The following is a 15931-nucleotide window of genomic DNA, read 5'->3' as shown; positions in this document are numbered from 1 at the left end:
TCCGACCGTTTCGATCGGCGAGTCCGACACGCTTATTCGCGAACGGCGACGAATCACGTGTAGTGAGTACCGAGACGCCAGAACCGACCGAAACCGAAGCGTTCGAGCGGGTCTGTGAGACGCTCGTCGAGCGGATCCTCGCCGGCGAGGTCGAGCGCGATGAGGTCGAGAAGGCTAAGCTCGAGGCCTGTTCGGAGCACTCGGCACCCAAGGTGCCCAAGAACTCCGAACTGCTGGATTACGCCGCCGAGGAGCACCGCGAGGCCCTGGAACCCGTGCTCCAGCGCAAGCCGGTCCGAACGGCGTCGGGCGTCTCGCCTGTCGCGATCATGACCTCGCCCGAGCGGTGTCCCCACGGCAAGTGTCTCTACTGCCCCGGCGGCCCCGACTCCGAGTTCTCGTCGTCGCAGAGCTACACGGGCGAGGAACCCGCCGCCGCCCGCGGGGTGCAGAACGACTACGACCCCTACGGACAGGTGACGCTGCGACTCGAGCAACTGCGCCAGATCGGCCACCCCGTCGACAAGGTCGAACTGATCCTGATGGGCGGAACGATGACCGCCCGCAGCCACGACTACCAGGAGTGGTTCGTCAAGCGCGCGCTCGAGGCGATGAACGATTACGACGTCGACAAGGAGCCCGAACCGGCCCAGGGCGTCAGCTTCGCCGAGGATCCCGACGAACACGAGTTCGAGTATCTCGAAGACGTCATCGCGGAAAACGAGACCGCGAACATCCGCAACATCGGAACGACGTTCGAGACGAAGCCGGACTGGTGCGATCCCGAACAGATCGATCGGATGCTCGATCTCGGCGGGACGAAAGTCGAGGTCGGCGTCCAGACCACGTTCGAACGGATCAACAGGGATATGCACCGCGGCCACGGCGCGCAGGCGTCGATCGACGCCAACCGGCGGCTGCGGGACTCGGCGTTCAAGGTCGGCTTCCACATGATGCCCGGCCAGCCCGGGATGTCGAAAGAGATGTGTCTCGAGGACTTCCGGCGGCTCTTCGAACAGGAGCAGTGGAAGCCCGACTACCTGAAGATCTATCCGACCCTCGTGGTGCGGGGCACCGCGACCTACGACTGGTGGCACAAAGACGAGTACGAGCCCTTGGGGAACGACGAGGCCGCGGACCTGATCGCGGAGATCAAGGACATGATCCCCCGATACACCCGTCTCCAGCGCGTCCAGCGGGACATTCCGGCCGACTTCATCGACGCCGGCGTCTGGAAGTCCAACCTCCGACAGCTCGCCCGCAAGCGGATGGACGAACACGGCTGGGAGTGTGAGTGCATCCGCTGTCGGGAAGCCGGGATGCACGACGACGAGGCGGACGACATCGAACTCGACGTGATGAGCTACGAGGCCTGTGGCGGCACGGAACACTTCATTTCCTTCGAGGACTTCGAGAAGGACCTCCTCGTCGGCTTCTGCCGGCTCCGGTTCCCGAACGATCCCGTTCGACCAGAACTCGAGAACACGGCCCTGATCCGGGAACTCCACGTCTATGGTTCGGAAGTGACAGTGGGGAGCGAGAGCGAGACGGATCAGCACCAGCATCGGGGCTACGGCCGCCGTCTGATGGATCGCGCCGAGGAACTCGCCGCCGACGCCGGCTACGACAAGCTGAGCGTCATCTCCGGTATCGGCGCTCGAGAGTACTATCGGAACAAGCTCGGCTACCATCAGGACGGACCGTACGTCAGCAAACGGATCTGATTCCCGCTCTCGTCGCCGATATTATTTCCCCGCCCCAGTGGGAAATTTTATAGTCGTATAGGATGTAGTACCGCCTGCCGACACCTGTCGGCACCGTTGTCAGCTCCCAACTCCGACAGCGGCACACCGCAATTGCCTATCACTCGAGCGCGCCGAACCCTACCACGTCGCTCGACCCCCCTGGAGCGACCGCGGCGGCGCGCTCGTCGCCCGTCCCGTTCGCCGCGTTCGATCGCTTTGAACGCGTTTCGCACATCCGGAGCCGGCGCTCGAGGAAACCGCGGTCAGTGTCTCGGGTAGCGTCAGCGATCGGCTGCTCGATTTCGATATCCGTAGAACTCGTACGCGAGGAGCCCGACGATCAGGACGAGGAGGATCTCCCTGACGACCGTTCGCTCGCGGCCGGATCCGGTGAGCGATCGGCGCGAGCAGGACGAGACTGAGCAGCACGCTCACGCGGATCCGCGTTTCGGGCGCGACCTCGTCGTCGCCGGTGTCGGCGAGATAGAGCTGCGGCCCGAGGATCGGAATCGCGACGAGGACCAGCGCGCCGAAAATCGGCCCCTCGAGACCGAGGGCCCCGCCGATACCGAAGGCGGCAACGAAGAGGACGAACGCGGCTGCGATGACCTTGTTCTCTCGAGTGACCATACCCGAAGCGGGATAATTCAATCGAAAAATATTTCGGAACGGTGACGACGGATCGATATCGATCGCGCCGGCGAACGGGGAACTGTCGATTCAGACGGCGAGGACGGTATCCACTACCAGCATGACCGAGAATCCGATTACGAAGGCCGCCGTCGCGGTGTCCGCGTAGCCGTGGCCGTGACTCGAGGGGATGAGTTCTCGGAAGACGACGGCGATCATCGCGCCCGCGGCGAAGCCGGCGGCGACGGGGAAGAGGCCGGAGACGACCGCGACCAGCGAGAAGCCGATGGCAGCGGCGATCGGCTCCGGCACGCCGCCCGAGATCGTCGTGTAGAGGAGCGTTCGCGGTGCCGAGACCCCGGCTCTGACCGCGGGGACGGCCATCGCGAACCCGTCGGGGACGTTCTGGACGGCGATTGCCGTTGCAATAGCGACCCCGAGTGCCGTTTCGCCGCTGGCGAACGCGATCCCGACCGCCAGCCCTTCGGGAACGTTGTGGATGGTGACGGCCCCGCCGACCAGCGCGGCCCGACGCAGGTCGTCGCCGTCCCCGTCGCGGACGGGGTCATCGTCGGATTGCGCCTCGTTCGACGGCAGTTCGCCCGCGGGATCGCGCATCGCTGACGTGCCTTCGACCTGCTCGCCGCGGAACAGGAGATGCAGGTGCGGGACGATGGCGTTGACCGCGAGCAAGAACCCGCCGCCTGCCAGGATTCCGGCGACGACCTCGAGCGGCGAACCGAGTTCGAGGCCGGGAAGGATGAGGGCGAACACGGCGGCACCGACCATGATGCCGGCGGCGAGACCGAGCGAGCCGTCGTAGACGCGGTGACTGATCCGATCGGTGAGTAAGAGCGGAAGCGCACCGATTCCGGTCGTACAGCCCGCGATTGTGGCGACGAGGACTACTTCACCGAGCGGTGACATACGAACTCGGTTCGCCGCCTCCTCGAAAACGTTTGCGATCGGGGGACACACTGCCGCTCGTGACTGGGACGCGGTCGGGTACTTCGCGGTCCCCGACTGCCGCGTACGGTCGGTCGTGGATCGTCAGTCGATCGTGACCTCGAGTTCGAGCAGGCCGAGGTGGGAGGGTGCGCCGCCGCCGTTCGTGCGGAAATCCTCCGGCGTGGAGTTGACGACATTGTAGAAATCGGACTGGCTGGTCGGCACGAGGGTGCTGCCGTCGTCCCGCTGGAGGAACGCCGGCGCGTCCGTTCCTTCGATCAACTCGCGTTGTTCCTCCCATGCTTCGCCGGCGTAGATGAACGTCCCGAAGGAGAACCGGCCCGCGGCGAGCGCGTCGTGTTTCGACATGAACAGCCCCGCTTCCTCGGCGTTGAACTCCTCGTCGCTTACCCAGGCGATGGCCGCGATGTCGTCTGCTTGAAGGAGATAGAAATCCCAGGAGCGCGTCGCGTCGAACACAGCCCAGACGCTCCGGGGTCCGATGGTGTGCACCTCGACGCTGAACGCCGGGACCACCTGCGACCCCTCGGGTTCCGGGACGAAGGTGGCGTCGTAGCCCGGCGCGCGGATGCCTCGGTCGTGGTAGGCCATCCCGTCCATGTCGATGTCGGCGTCGATCCGATCGATAATCCCCTGGACCGTGGCCCCGCCTTCCGCCTCGAGGTGCTCAAGGAAGTCGGGAAACCGAGAGACGTCCGTCCACGGCACCTCGTCGCCCGCGCTCATGCGTATCGACCTCCGCAAGGATCGGCTGCTCGGTATCGATGTTCGCGACGCGGAGCCGTCCCGGCCGAGTCGTGCGTGGTGTCGCCGACAGCGTCGTGCATATGTCGTGATGGGGGACGACGAGGATTAGGCGTTCCGACCTCCGGCAGCGACTGCTTACCGAGTCGGTACTAATAGTGCCAATTGGTCCGAGTTAGCGATCTGCTCTGGACGACTATCGCGGTAGAATCAGTGTACACTATGCGTGCAAACGTACCTTTTTCCCCCTCGGGATTCCTCGTGGTTCGAGAAACCGTAGGTTTCTCGTCATCACGAAAGACGCTTCGCGCCGTTCGAACGACTTCGCTCGGAACCATTCGGCGCAAAAATCTACGCTAAAAAGGCCGCTCGCTCCCTGACTCACGGGCTATCACCCGTTCGTCTGTCCGCGGTGCGTTGCGCCGCGCTGCTGGTCGCTGGCGGGTGCTGCACTTGCGTCCTAACCGCAGTGGGAATCACTCTATTTTGAATGAATACGCCCGCGATGCCGACGAGTTCGCCGCCGATGAAGCCGGTGAGCAGGTAGTAGTCGTCCTCGCCAGTCTACTCGAGTATCTCGTCCGGATCGGCGTCAACACACGCTGTCGCAGAATAGAGATTGTCTCACGTCGCACGTCCCGCTCGGCTACTTCGCGGACCTCCATACGGCAGGTGGCGGTTCCAAGGGGACTCCTATTCTCGATCTAACCATTTCCGTGAGGAAAGAGCACACCTCTCGAGCGATCGACCCCGTTACTGATTCTGCTCCTGTTCGCGCCGACCGACGAACGTCTGGTACTTCAGATCGTCGTCGCGCAACTCCTCGAGAATCCGGTCGACGAGGATCTCGTCCGGATCGTGCAACCCAGACACCCGCTCGGACAGCTCCTCGAAGCTCTCGAAGGGTTTGCGCTTCCGTTCGTCGAGGATACCGTTCCGGAGCTTCTTCCCGATCCCCGGCAGCAGATTCAGCTGGTGGAGCCGCAGCGTGATCGGCTGGGCGTCGTTGTAGAAGCCGACGAACCGTTCTTCGTTCTCCTCGACGAGATCGGCAACGACGTACTCGAGTTCCGACTGCGCGCCCGAGGAGAGGTCCTCGTACTCGACACGGTGGGCCTCTGTGACGACGTCGCGCCCGGCGGGCGGTTCGATGACGACCTCGCTTCCGATTGTCAGTCGCTCCTCCTCGTCGAACGCAACCTGATAGAGCTGAAAATCGTCGATCCTGACGGCATAGCCTGCCGGTGACTTCGCGTACTGCGGTCGGCCGTCGTCAGAGAGCCCGTGTGCGAGGTAATCCAACACGACCGCACGCCGAACGTCCGTCTCGTCGCCATCGGCTTCGCTCATTAGGTTCCGATACGGCGACGGCGTACTTAAAGAGTCGGCTCGCTCTCGGACGGTCGGACGGACATCGGCACCGAACTTGACGATTCGGTCTCTCGAATGCCGTCGATCGTCTCTTCCGAACTCCTGTCAGTCAGTTCCAACGCATCCGCGATTCGCCATGCACCATACGGGTGCGCCGGGACGCAGTGACAGCAGACCGTTTCAGGCGTACTTCGCGACGACGTTGAGAATCTCGTCGAGTTCGTCCCCCGACAGCGAGTAGCGCTGCTGTGCGTACACCGACCGGAGTTCGTCCCGGTCGTGGGGCAGGAGATTAGCGATCTTGTAGGCCGTCGCCTCGTCGACCTTCTCGAGCGCCCGCAGGTCCTCGACGAGCGCCTGAGCCTCCTCGGTCTCGAGGACGGCGAATCGGTTGGCGTGTTCGATCGCTCGTGCGAGCTCGTATCGCAGCTCGCGATCCTCGTCCATCGCGCGTTCGGCTTCGATGTCGGCGAGCAGCTCCTTCGTCTCCGAGACCGTCAGGAACTCCTCGTCGACGATCTCTTTGAAGATCGTCATTCCTGATCAGATCCGGTTCTTTTCCTGGTTCTGTGCGCGCATGTGGGCTGCGGTGACGAGCAGCGTCTTCTCCTTGCTGCCGTCGACGATCTGGACCTTGAAGGCGCTGCCCTGTTTGCCGATGACCTCACCGGTTCGACCGTCGAAGCGCGGGTGGTAGCGACCGTCCGACACGCTCGGGTCGATCTTCAGGTGGACTTTCTCCCCCTCTTCGTACTCCTGAATCGCGCGCTGTGGCGGCGACGTACCGCGGTCTCGAGGACTGTTCGCGAGCTTCTTCCGAGTTCCCTGACGAGGGCCATTAGATTTCGGCATAGTCGTACGACCGCTTTGTTCGGTGACGGTTATAAAACACACGTATTTCACCCACCTTTTTCCTCCTCGGAATTCCTCGCTTCGCGAGGAACCGCTCGGAGCAAAAATCTGGACCAAAAAGGCCGCGCTCGCTACGCTCGCGCGGTATTCACTCAGACGCGGACCAGCACGCTCGTCGATACACGAGTAGAATCACGTGTTCGGACGGAAGGCCGCATCTCTCAAATTCTCGACGAGTCGTTGGGTAGCGAATCGCAAGAGTCACCGACTCTCGGCCGGCAAATCGCTCACGCGTGCAGGAAACTCATCGAGTAGAACAGGGAGCGCTCGTAGACGTCCGGCTCGATCGAAAAGCCGAGATGCGAGCCGATGTAGGCGTTGTTGAAGTGAGCGTACCGCGGCCCCTTCAGGATCCGCAGCGTCAGTCGAGGATCCATCTCCATTCGAACCCGCCGCCGGTCGGTTCGCGCCGGCAATCCGTCGACGATTTGGTGGCCGCCCCCGTCCGCGGTAAACCGCAGGTAGTGGTCGTCGACCAGCGAGAGGACGACTTCCGTCTCCGATTCGAACCCGATCCCGCGGCGCTTGGCGTCGAAGTTCTCGTAGGCCGCCGGGACGTACTCCCTGAACGCCTCGAGGGTCGGAATCGGATCCGACTCGTAGGTGAACTCCCGGTCCACGAGTTCGGTCTCGATGTACGCTCGGCGCTCGTCGGGATCGATCGACGTGTAGGAGGCCGACTGCTCGCCGGCGCCGACGTCGAACCACTCGCCGCTGTTGAGGAGGACGCACTCGGATCCGTCGTCGATCTGTTCTTCGCTCTCGAAATAGTCGCGCGCCTGTGCCCGCGTCGACCGCGCCACGTACTCGTTCAACTCCGCGAGATCGCCCGCCAGCGTGTAGCTGCCGGCGAAGGGCATGTAATAGTCCGGCTCGAGCAACTCGAGGAAGCCGACGGCATTATCGAGCGACTGGAGTCGGCGGGCCTCGCGCTCTTCGATCAACGTTTCGTGGGAATAATCGATCCGGCCCTGGGGATAGCCACCGGCGAAGGTGTACTGGAGCATCGCCAGATCGATCCCGCCGTACTGCCGTTTCACGCGGCCGGCAGCGCGTTGAGACATCGGCCACCGACAGTCGTTCAGGTTGAGAACGGTATGCTCGCCGTCGTCGAAGACGGCCATCGAGTCGATCTGCGTCGAGCCGTCGACTCCCTGGCTGCTGGCGTCTTCGGCCATCCACGGACAGGCGAAGTGGTTGCCACAGACCGCGGGATCGCAGTCGTCGGATGCGAGCACGTTCACGTGCAGGTCGCCGCCGAGGTGGATCCGCTCGCCGTGAGGGAGTTCGCGGACCTCGAACCCGGCGGCCTCGACGTTGTGTCTGAGGAAGTCCCAGTTGTAATCGTGGATCAGGACCGGGATCTCGGAGTCGAGCCGCTCGAGCGTTTCGCGGTGGCAGTGATCCGGATGAATGTGCGAGACGTAGATGTAGTCGATCTCGTCGAAGTCGTCAGGTTCGAACTCGACCGGTGGGTAGTGCGCCCAGGCACCGTAGAACGCGCCGTCGAGGATCCAGGGGTCACAGAGGACCGAGACGTCACCGGATTCGACGACAACCGTTGATGATTTGATGTGTCGGACGCGCATACGAAACGAAATGACAATCAAACATATATATTGTTCCGAGAATCACACGGCATGAGAACGGACTGTCGGCGGTGACTGACAGTCGAAACGACTCGTGCGGTCTCCGTCCGATTCGCGGGGACTGCGCCGACGAATGACGACGACTGCCAGTCGGCAGAATAACCCCGCTCGATCACGTTGTGTCGGTATGGACGACGATACAAACGGCCAGAGCGACGGCGAGCAGTTTCGGATCGAGACCCGCTCGATCCACGCCGGCCAGGAGCCAGACGCGGAAACCGGCGCGTTGATGACGCCGATCCACGCCAACTCGACGTACGAGCAGGACGCGCCCGGGGAGCATCGCGGCTACGAGTACTCCCGCACCGGGAACCCGACCCGAACCGATCTCGAGGCGAACCTCGCGAGCCTCGAGGGTGCCGAGTACGGCCGCGCGTTCGCCAGTGGGATGGCCTCGATTAACACCGTCTTGAACCTGCTCGAGGCCGGCGACCACGTCGTGACCGGCAACGACGTCTACGGCGGCACGCACCGCATCTTCACGCAGGTGTACGAGGACTACGACCTCGAGTTCTCGTTCGTCGATATGACCGACCTCGACGAGATCGAGGCGGCGTTTCGGGACGGGACGGAACTGCTGTGGCTCGAGACGCCGACGAACCCGCTCATGTCGATCGTCGATATCGAGGGGGCGGCCGAGATCGCCCACGCGCACGACGCGCTCTGTGCGATCGACAACACGTTCGCGACGCCGTACCTCCAGCGGCCGCTGGCTCTCGGCGCGGATATCGTCTCGCACTCGCTCACGAAGTACCTCGGCGGCCATTCGGACGTCGTCGGCGGCGCGCTGCTGACCGACGACGAGGACCTGGACGAGCGACTGGGGTTCTACCAGAACTCGGTCGGCGCGACGCCGGGTCCCTTCGACTCGTTCCTCGTCCTTCGGGGCACGAAGACGCTGCCCGTCCGAATGGACCGCCACTGTGAAAACGCCCGAGCGATCGCGACGTGGCTCGACGACCATCCCGCCGTCGACCGGGTGTACTACCCCGGTCTCGAGTCCCATCCCGGCCACGATATCGCCGCCGAGCAGATGGACGATTTCGGCGGTATGCTGAGCTTCGAACTGGACGCGAGCCTCGAGGAAGCGAGTGCAGTCGTCTCGAACACCGAGGTGTTCACGCTCGCGGAGAGCCTCGGCGGCGTCGAGAGCCTGATCGAGCAGCCCGCACCGATGACCCACGCTGCGATTCCCCGCGAAGAGCGCATCGAGGCCGGACTCTCGGACAGCCTGATCCGCGTCAGCGTCGGGATCGAGCACGTCGACGATCTGATCGGCGACCTCGAGAACGCGTTCGAGACGGCGCTCTCGTCGTAGCCCGGCGACTCGCAGTCGTCGGTGCCGGTCGTCGCCCGGGACCGCAACCGTCAGTCCCGGTCGTCGCCCGACATCCCGTCCGCCCCTCCGCTCACTTTTCGCCTTCGCTCGCGAGGTGATAGCTCAGCACCGTCTCGAACCCCTCGAGGTACGCGCCGACATCGACGCTCTCGATCTCGGACTCGTAGCGACCGACCGTCTCGTACTCGGCGTCCCACCGGTCCAGAAAGTAGTCCTCGACGCCGGCGTCGGTAATCGCTTCGACGACCGGATCGACCGTCGCGTCCGTCGGGTTCCGCCGGACCGCCTGCACCTGTTCTGGCGAGACGACGTCGTTTTCCAGCGCGTGGACGACGACGCCGGAGCTACAGTCGCCCTCGGCGAGTTCGCGCTTCCACGTCGAGATCCAGTTGCCGATGCGGGCCATCCGCTGGGTCCGGTCGAGAACCTGCCGAAGGGATGAGAGTTCGCTCGAGTCGAACGACGGTGCGTTCGAGAGATCGATCCCAGCGAGGGGAAAGACCAGCATGTTGTGGACGTCGTACGTCCACAGTTCGCGTTCCGAGACGAGACCGGGATACCGGTTCGAGAGATACGAGTACTCGATCGCCTGAAGCGTCTGTTGAAGATCGAACTGTAACAGCTCCGCGAACTCCCTCGAACGGGGGCTCGCATCGTACAGCGCCGAAAACTCGTTCCAGACGTCCATCAGAAATCGAACGACGTCGCCGTCGACATCGCGTCGCTCCGGATCCGGCCGGCGGTGGTCGAACGGAATGGACGTCAGTTCGTCGAACGTGGCTCGGTCACCGTGGCGTTCGGCGACATCGTCCGCGACGGTGACGAATATCGACGCGGTCAGCTTCGCGTTGCGCACCTCGCGAGCGCGGGTATCGTCGAGACACGAGAGTCTGAACGTCGGAAAGAGGTGATAGAGCCACTGCCAGAGAAATCGGTCTCTGTCTCCGATGACGTCGTCGTACACGTCGAGAAGGGGTAGTACCGACTCGGGAAGGTCCTGTTCGCGAACGGTCGTAATGGAATCATCGTCGATATCAGCGGCGAAGCGTTGATCCGTATCTCCCATCAATCATCTTTCTAATCATATTGTAATAAAATCATCTATGGGAAGCGATGAGTGGCAGCTAGAAATCACACCGAAGTGACGCCCGAAATCGGCGATCGAATCACCTAAACCTATCGTGGTGGCACCGAATGCCCCTCGTATGCAGGAGGACGCTGGCGTTCACGCGCTCCCGATCGCGATCGAGTACGGAGGCAGGGAGATTACGATAACTCCAACGGTCGTCGAGACCGAACGCGGACTCGTGTTGTGCGACGTTGGTCCCGACGGTGCCGTCGACGGTCTCCGGACCCACTTGCGATCGCTTGGCTACGAACTCGCGGACGTCTGGCTCGTCGTCCTCACCCACCACGACGGAGATCACGTCGGTGGACTGGCGGAACTCCTCGAGCACGTCGATGCGGTCGTCGCGACCCACCGCGACGAAGCGCCGTACGTGTCGGGCGAGCGCGACCCGGTCAAGGGTGACGGCGACCGCTATTCGCCCGTCGACGTCGATATCGAACTGGTTGACGGGGTCCGTATCTCGACGCTCGCGGGGCCGATGGAGGTCGTCGCAACGCCCGGCCACGCGCCCGGACACGTCTCGCTGTACTTCCCAACGGGGAACTTGCTCGTGGCCGGCGACGCGCTCGTCGCGGACGGTGATGAGGGAACCGACGGTGAGCACGAGCGGAGCGAGCGCGAACCGCTCGCCGGTCCGAAGCCCCAGTTCACGCCGGACATGGATCGCGCGATCGAGTCCGTCGGGGCGCTGGCGGCCCTCGAGATCGACCACACGCTGTGTTATCACGGCGGCTACGTCGATCAGGGGAGCGATCGGATCCGGGAGATCCGCGAGCAACTGCGAGAGTGAGCGCCGCGGCTCCGTTCCGTTCGTCATCGGCTGACAGCCGAAACCGGCGGTCGACAGCGACTGGCCGCCAGCGGGGACCGCAGTCTCAGTCGCACCGTGTCCGATCGGAACGGGTTCTCGTCTCGGATCGTCCCGTGCCCGCCTGGTACTGAAGCGGAATTCTCATCGGTATCGAACACGAACGACGACCAATGCGAATCGAACTCCGCGTCTGTCAGCACTGTCTCGACGGCGATCACGGCAACGAGCGCCGGACCGCCCTCCTCAACGACATGGTCGACTGCGCCGAACAGATCAAGACACACAAGGAGGTCATCGACCTCGAGGCGGTCCACATCCGCAAAGTCAGGGACGACGAACAGGGGAAACCGGCGGCGTTACCGGTCGTCTCGGCGACGATTCAGAACGATCAGGTCGTCCTGAACGACACGCAACTCGTCGCGGAAGGCCAGGACGGAAACATGCTGGTCTACACCAACCCCGACGACGTACTGACCGTCCTCGCGGGGAACTTAGATGAGATTAGCAAGGCCGTCACCGAGGACGTGACCGTCGACCTCTCGTCGATCGGCGCGGAGATCGTCTCGCAGGCCAATCTCGGCGCGAACAGAGAAGAGCAGCAGTAACCGCGAGCAGGCACGTCTTCGAGGAGCCACGAGCGAAACGACTGAGTGAGGAACCACCGGATCACCGCCGACACGGGTACCAGCCTCTCTTACCAGCCATTGAAGTCGTTTCTCTCCGATCGCTCGAGCGGCGAAAGCCGTTGGGGGCGCGTATGCGCGAGTCGCACACCAGCGGCTCGCGAGAAATAGCGAAACGGCTGCAAACGAACGGCGAGAGCCGTTTATATCCGACCGACGTTCTCGACGCCGACGCTTTCGACGCCGTCGACCTCGCTGAAGTTCTCCTCGACGGTTTCCGTCCCGCCCGCACCGTCCGGGACGATCACGGTCGGGTAGAGAGCGACGAGACCGAACGCGACTTCCTCGCGCTCGACGCCGTTGATCTTCGCGCCCTCGGGGAGGGCGCTCTCGAGGCGCTCCTGGAGCGCGTCGAGATCGTTTTCGGGGCTGTCCGGCATGACCTTGATTTTGGCAGCGACTTTTCCCATGGGAGATCTTATGGACCGGTGAATCCGCAATCGGGGCACTCGTAGAGGTTGCTCTGCTTGCGACACTTGGCACAGCGGTAGATCTGCTGGCCGCAGTCGGGACACTTGAACGCGGCCGCGTTCGTGCCTGCGATATTGAGTCCGCAGGAGACACAGGAACGCGTCTCTCTCTCGTCGGTCGTACTCATACCCCTCCCTTCCCGCCCGCCGTTTTTAACGATTGTCTTTCTCGAGTCCGCCGTCGTCGATCCAGGCCGCCGTCGATTCGAGCATCGGTCCGGCGACGGTCTACCGATGGTCGGCGATCGAGGGGACCCCCTCGTCGCGCAGCGTTTTCCGACTCAGAAAACGCGCGGCGGGGTACTTATCGATCCGGCACGGAGACGTGAGTGAGGTTCGGTGGCCCGACACGGATGCCGAACCTCTGCCTCTGACATCTCTGCTGGTCCCACGCTGACAGCGACTGCGCTCCGGAAACTCAACATTCAACACCGTGCCGCCCTTCCTTCGAGTGAATGCGCCTCGACGACTACATCGAGGATCTCGAGCCCGACGCGGAAGCCGAGCGCCGCCGCCGCGCCAAGGAGAAGTCCTACGCGATCACGGATCACCTCGAGGACTTCGAGCGGAAGTTCGACGACGCTCTGAGCGGCGACACTCTCGTCGGCTCGACCTCGCCGTCGATTTTCGTCGGGCGATCGAACTATCCCGATATCCCCATCGGGTTGCTATCGCCGGTCGGTAACGAAGACGACGCCGAGGAGTACGTCACCGACGGTGACTGGTACCAACAGGGGTACGCCATCGACGACGTGCTCCAACGACGGACCGGACTCCTGAACTCGAGCAAGCGCGCGAACGTCGACTCGCCGTCCATCGCGAGCCGGATGACGCCGAACGTGGACGACGTCTGGGACGGCTTCGTCGGCGTGCAACGCGAGGTCGCGATCGCCGACCGGCCGGTCGACCTCGAGATCGGATTGGACGACAAACCGGATCTCGGACTGGATACGGGAACGGACGTGGCGACGCCGCGGGGCCCCCGCGCCAACGCCCGAAACGCGGAACTGCGGGAGAACCCCTACGTGCCCCGACCGGTCAAGAAGACGCTCGAGGACGACGACTGGCAGGCCGAGGGGGCGATGACCTACCTCTACCGGCGCGGCTTCGACGTCTACGATATCAACTCGATCCTCTCTGCGGGCGCGCTCGGCCAAACGAAACAGCGCCGATTGGTCCCAACGCGGTGGTCGATCACGGCCGTCGACGACACCGTCGGAAAGTACCTGCGCGGTCGGATCCGAAACGCGCCCAGCATCGACGAGGTACAGGTCTGGGCCAACGAGTACGTTGGCAACCGCTACTGGGTCGTGCTCGCTCCGGGCAACTGGGAGTTCGAACTCGTCGAGATGAAGGCCCCGGGGAGCATCTGGAATCCCGATCCCGGCGACAACATCTGGCTCGCCAGCGCCAGCGAGGGCTACGAGGGGCGCTCGAGCTACGTCGAGGAGACCGCGGGTGCCTATTACGCCGCCCGACTGGGCGTTCTCGAGTACCTCGAGTCGATCGGCCGGCAGGCGAAGTGTCTCGTTCTCCGCGAGGTGTCCGACGACTACTGGGCACCGGTCGGCGTCTGGCAGGTCCGCGAGAGCGTCCGCAACGCCTTCGAGGGGCAGTACGGCGAGGCCGAGACCTTCCACGAGGCCGTTTCGGAGGTCGCCACCCGGTTGCCGGTTTCCTACGCGCGATTGCGTCGCAAGTCCGAACTCGCGGCCGGGTTACAGTCGAATCTGAGCGCCTTCTCGAGCGTGGACTGATCCGCGAGCGCGCGTTTCCGTACCGCGTCCAGCAGCAAGTGGCAAGCGGTCTCTTTTCCGTCCGAAAGCCGGTGACAAGCAGTACGTTTGAGCCGGCCGTCCGAGAATCGCTGCTATTTCGGAGACCGTCTCAAGGCATCTCCGCTCGGACGGTCGGGGATCCGATTGGTACTCGCACCGGAATATGACCACTGATACCGCATAGCATACATAGTGGTAATAAACCGTTCTTCTTTTATGCCTCAACTGCATAATCGGGCCAATGACCTTCGACTTTACACCGACGACGATCGACGATCTCGACCCCGACCGACGACCGTCGGCCGGCCTCGCACTCGTCCCGGTACTCGCGATCGTCGTCTTTCTCGGCATCGGATCGGCCCTGCTCGGACTGGCTCCCCACGTTCCGTTGCTCTGGAGTATCGTCTTCGTCGGCGCGTTCGGTCGCTATCTTGGCTACCAGTGGGACGACCTCTCAGAGGGGATCTCTAACGGCCTCCTGATGGGGCTACAGGCGCTGTTGATCCTCTTTACGATCTACGCCTTGATCGCTACCTGGGTCGACGCCGGAACGATTCCGGCGATGATGTACTACGGCCTCGAGTTGCTGACCCCGACGGTGTTCCTGCCCGTCACAGCGATTCTGGCAGCTGTCGTGGCGTTCTCCATCGGGTCCTCGTGGACGACGGTCGGGACGCTGGGGGTCGCGTTCGTCGGAATCGGGGCCGGACTCGGCGTCTCCGGACCGATGACCGTCGGTGCGGTCATCTCCGGGGCGTACGCGGGTGACAAGCAGTCGCCCCTCTCCGATACGACCAACCTCGCGGCCGGCGTGACGAACACGCCGCTGTACGACCACATCCGCCGCATGCGAACGGGAACGGCCGTCGCGTTCGGCCTTGCAGTACTGGGATTCGCCGCACTCGGCCTTCGGGCGGGCGGCGAGATTCCGGCCGGTCGCGTCGCCGAAATTCAGACCGCGCTCGCGGGGACGTACGATCTCTCCGTGCTCGTCTTCCTGCCGCTCGTGGTCACCTTCGGCCTCGCCCTCTACGGCTACCCCGCGCTTCCGACGCTCGTGGCCGGCGTCTTCGCCGGCGTCTTCACCTCGATTCTGGTTCAGGGTACCGGCTTCGTCGCCGCCTGGGAGGTGTTCATGGGTGGCACCGAACCCCAGACCGGGGCGGCCCTCGTGAACGAACTCCTCGTGACCGGCGGTCTCACCGGCTCCGCCTGGACGATCACGGTCGTCGTCGCCGCACTCTCACTCGGCGGCCTCCTCGAGCACATCGGCGTGCTGGCGGTGCTCGCGAACCGCCTCTCGCAGGGCGTGCGTAGTTCCGGCGGGCTGATCGCCGGCACCGGCGCGTCCGCGATCCTCGTCAACGCGCTCACCGCTCAGCAGTACATGAGCATCGTCTTGCCGGGGCTGACACTGCGCAACCTCTACGAGGAGTTCGGCCTCGACAGCGAGGAACTCTCCCGGGCCGTCGAGGCCGCTGGTACGCCCACCGGCGCGCTCATCCCGTGGCACGCCGGCGGCGTTTTCATGGCCTCGGCGACCGGCGTTCCCACGCTCGAGTACGCGCCGTTCTACCTGTTCGGGTTCCTCTCGCCGCTCGTCCTGTTCATGATGGCGCTGACCGGTCGCGGTATTCCGACGACCGACCGCACCACGCAGGCCCAGACCGCCGACTGAGCGACGATCGCTCCGTCTCGAGC

At 63.7% G+C, this 15931-nt stretch carries 16 protein-coding genes; 6 read left to right on the top strand and 10 right to left on the bottom strand.

Annotated elements, in window-relative coordinates; translation table 11 throughout:
- Positions 1 to 62 precede the first annotated feature (62 nt).
- A complete protein-coding gene (locus LDH74_RS09195; protein WP_226042200.1) occupies positions 63 to 1724 on the top strand; it encodes a tRNA uridine(34) 5-carboxymethylaminomethyl modification radical SAM/GNAT enzyme Elp3 in 1662 nt (553 codons plus the stop codon).
- A 159-nt stretch (positions 1725 to 1883) separates the two neighbouring features.
- On the opposite strand, the gene LDH74_RS09190 is transcribed toward LDH74_RS09195, so the two are convergent.
- The 7 genes from LDH74_RS09190 to LDH74_RS09160 form a co-directional block, all read right to left on the bottom strand.
- Positions 1884 to 2375 carry a hypothetical protein gene (locus tag LDH74_RS09190; RefSeq protein ID WP_226042199.1) on the bottom strand — a complete coding sequence of 164 codons (492 nt, stop codon included), beginning with the start codon at positions 2373 to 2375 and terminating at the stop codon, positions 1884 to 1886.
- Positions 2376 to 2465: 90 nt separating this feature from the next.
- Entirely contained in the window at positions 2466 to 3302 is an 837-nt protein-coding gene (locus tag LDH74_RS09185; RefSeq protein WP_226042198.1) for a ZIP family metal transporter, read from the bottom strand.
- Positions 3303 to 3425: 123 nt separating this feature from the next.
- Positions 3426 to 4070, bottom strand: coding sequence for a hypothetical protein (locus LDH74_RS09180; RefSeq protein ID WP_226042197.1), 645 nt, complete (start codon positions 4068 to 4070; stop codon positions 3426 to 3428).
- Positions 4071 to 4841: 771 nt separating this feature from the next.
- Complete coding sequence (locus LDH74_RS09175) at positions 4842 to 5438, bottom strand: DUF655 domain-containing protein (RefSeq protein ID WP_226042196.1); 597 nt, start codon at positions 5436 to 5438, stop codon at positions 4842 to 4844.
- A gap of 201 nt (positions 5439 to 5639) precedes the next feature.
- Positions 5640 to 5996 (bottom strand): RNA polymerase Rpb4 family protein, encoded by a 357-nt coding sequence (locus LDH74_RS09170; protein WP_226042195.1) that lies wholly within the window; start codon positions 5994 to 5996, stop codon positions 5640 to 5642.
- 6 nt (positions 5997 to 6002) lie between these two features.
- Positions 6003 to 6311: a 50S ribosomal protein L21e gene (locus LDH74_RS09165; RefSeq protein ID WP_226042194.1), complete on the bottom strand. Its 309-nt coding sequence runs from the start codon at positions 6309 to 6311 to the stop codon at positions 6003 to 6005.
- Positions 6312 to 6598: 287 nt separating this feature from the next.
- Complete coding sequence (locus LDH74_RS09160) at positions 6599 to 7960, bottom strand: MBL fold metallo-hydrolase (RefSeq protein ID WP_226042193.1); 1362 nt, start codon at positions 7958 to 7960, stop codon at positions 6599 to 6601.
- A 187-nt stretch (positions 7961 to 8147) separates the two neighbouring features.
- Between LDH74_RS09160 and LDH74_RS09155 the strand changes: the two genes are divergently transcribed.
- Positions 8148 to 9338: a cystathionine gamma-synthase gene (locus LDH74_RS09155; protein ID WP_226042192.1), complete on the top strand. Its 1191-nt coding sequence runs from the start codon at positions 8148 to 8150 to the stop codon at positions 9336 to 9338.
- Positions 9339 to 9429: 91 nt separating this feature from the next.
- On the opposite strand, the gene LDH74_RS09150 is transcribed toward LDH74_RS09155, so the two are convergent.
- Entirely contained in the window at positions 9430 to 10425 is a 996-nt protein-coding gene (locus LDH74_RS09150) for a terpene synthase family protein (protein ID WP_226042191.1), read from the bottom strand.
- A gap of 139 nt (positions 10426 to 10564) precedes the next feature.
- Between LDH74_RS09150 and LDH74_RS09145 the strand changes: the two genes are divergently transcribed.
- Both LDH74_RS09145 and LDH74_RS09140 read left to right on the top strand, forming a co-directional pair.
- Positions 10565 to 11278 carry an MBL fold metallo-hydrolase gene (locus LDH74_RS09145; protein WP_226042190.1) on the top strand — a complete coding sequence of 238 codons (714 nt, stop codon included), beginning with the start codon at positions 10565 to 10567 and terminating at the stop codon, positions 11276 to 11278.
- Positions 11279 to 11469: 191 nt separating this feature from the next.
- Positions 11470 to 11904: a hypothetical protein gene (locus LDH74_RS09140; protein ID WP_226042189.1), complete on the top strand. Its 435-nt coding sequence runs from the start codon at positions 11470 to 11472 to the stop codon at positions 11902 to 11904.
- A 221-nt stretch (positions 11905 to 12125) separates the two neighbouring features.
- Here LDH74_RS09140 and LDH74_RS09135 read toward each other — a convergent pair whose 3' ends face one another.
- Both LDH74_RS09135 and LDH74_RS09130 read right to left on the bottom strand, forming a co-directional pair.
- Positions 12126 to 12392, bottom strand: coding sequence for an elongation factor 1-beta (locus LDH74_RS09135; protein ID WP_098726471.1), 267 nt, complete (start codon positions 12390 to 12392; stop codon positions 12126 to 12128).
- Between the two features lie 8 nt (positions 12393 to 12400).
- Positions 12401 to 12580, bottom strand: coding sequence for an HVO_2753 family zinc finger protein (locus LDH74_RS09130; protein WP_098726470.1), 180 nt, complete (start codon positions 12578 to 12580; stop codon positions 12401 to 12403).
- A gap of 327 nt (positions 12581 to 12907) precedes the next feature.
- On the opposite strand from LDH74_RS09130, the gene nreA reads away from it, so the two are divergent.
- A complete protein-coding gene (nreA, locus tag LDH74_RS09125; protein WP_226042188.1) occupies positions 12908 to 14209 on the top strand; it encodes a DNA repair protein NreA in 1302 nt (433 codons plus the stop codon).
- Positions 14210 to 14471: 262 nt separating this feature from the next.
- Entirely contained in the window at positions 14472 to 15908 is a 1437-nt protein-coding gene (nhaC, locus tag LDH74_RS09120; protein ID WP_226042187.1) for a Na+/H+ antiporter NhaC, read from the top strand.
- Positions 15909 to 15931 lie beyond the last annotated feature (23 nt).

Origin of the sequence: Natrinema sp. DC36 (genome assembly GCF_020405225.1) — an archaeon.
GTDB lineage: Archaea > Halobacteriota > Halobacteria > Halobacteriales > Natrialbaceae > Natrinema.
The sequence above is the reverse complement of the archived record's forward strand: the minus strand, read 5'-3'. Positions and strand labels throughout refer to the sequence as shown.

Excerpts from the sequence above, each read along its gene's own strand:
- nreA (WP_226042188.1), top strand. The coding sequence starts at position 12,908 with ATGCGCCTCGACGACTACATCGAGGATCTCGAGCCCGACGCGGAAGCC.
- LDH74_RS09190 (WP_226042199.1), bottom strand. The coding sequence starts at position 2,375 with ATGGTCACTCGAGAGAACAAGGTCATCGCAGCCGCGTTCGTCCTCTTC.
- LDH74_RS09135 (WP_098726471.1), bottom strand. The coding sequence starts at position 12,392 with ATGGGAAAAGTCGCTGCCAAAATCAAGGTCATGCCGGACAGCCCCGAA.
- LDH74_RS09140 (WP_226042189.1), top strand. The coding sequence starts at position 11,470 with ATGCGAATCGAACTCCGCGTCTGTCAGCACTGTCTCGACGGCGATCAC.
- LDH74_RS09155 (WP_226042192.1), top strand. The coding sequence starts at position 8,148 with ATGGACGACGATACAAACGGCCAGAGCGACGGCGAGCAGTTTCGGATC.
- LDH74_RS09130 (WP_098726470.1), bottom strand. The coding sequence starts at position 12,580 with ATGAGTACGACCGACGAGAGAGAGACGCGTTCCTGTGTCTCCTGCGGA.
- LDH74_RS09170 (WP_226042195.1), bottom strand. The coding sequence starts at position 5,996 with ATGACGATCTTCAAAGAGATCGTCGACGAGGAGTTCCTGACGGTCTCG.
- LDH74_RS09145 (WP_226042190.1), top strand. The coding sequence starts at position 10,565 with ATGCAGGAGGACGCTGGCGTTCACGCGCTCCCGATCGCGATCGAGTAC.
- LDH74_RS09180 (WP_226042197.1), bottom strand. The coding sequence starts at position 4,070 with ATGAGCGCGGGCGACGAGGTGCCGTGGACGGACGTCTCTCGGTTTCCC.
- LDH74_RS09185 (WP_226042198.1), bottom strand. The coding sequence starts at position 3,302 with ATGTCACCGCTCGGTGAAGTAGTCCTCGTCGCCACAATCGCGGGCTGT.
- nhaC (WP_226042187.1), top strand. The coding sequence starts at position 14,472 with ATGACCTTCGACTTTACACCGACGACGATCGACGATCTCGACCCCGAC.
- LDH74_RS09160 (WP_226042193.1), bottom strand. The coding sequence starts at position 7,960 with ATGCGCGTCCGACACATCAAATCATCAACGGTTGTCGTCGAATCCGGT.
- LDH74_RS09175 (WP_226042196.1), bottom strand. The coding sequence starts at position 5,438 with ATGAGCGAAGCCGATGGCGACGAGACGGACGTTCGGCGTGCGGTCGTG.
- LDH74_RS09165 (WP_226042194.1), bottom strand. The coding sequence starts at position 6,311 with ATGCCGAAATCTAATGGCCCTCGTCAGGGAACTCGGAAGAAGCTCGCG.
- LDH74_RS09150 (WP_226042191.1), bottom strand. The coding sequence starts at position 10,425 with ATGGGAGATACGGATCAACGCTTCGCCGCTGATATCGACGATGATTCC.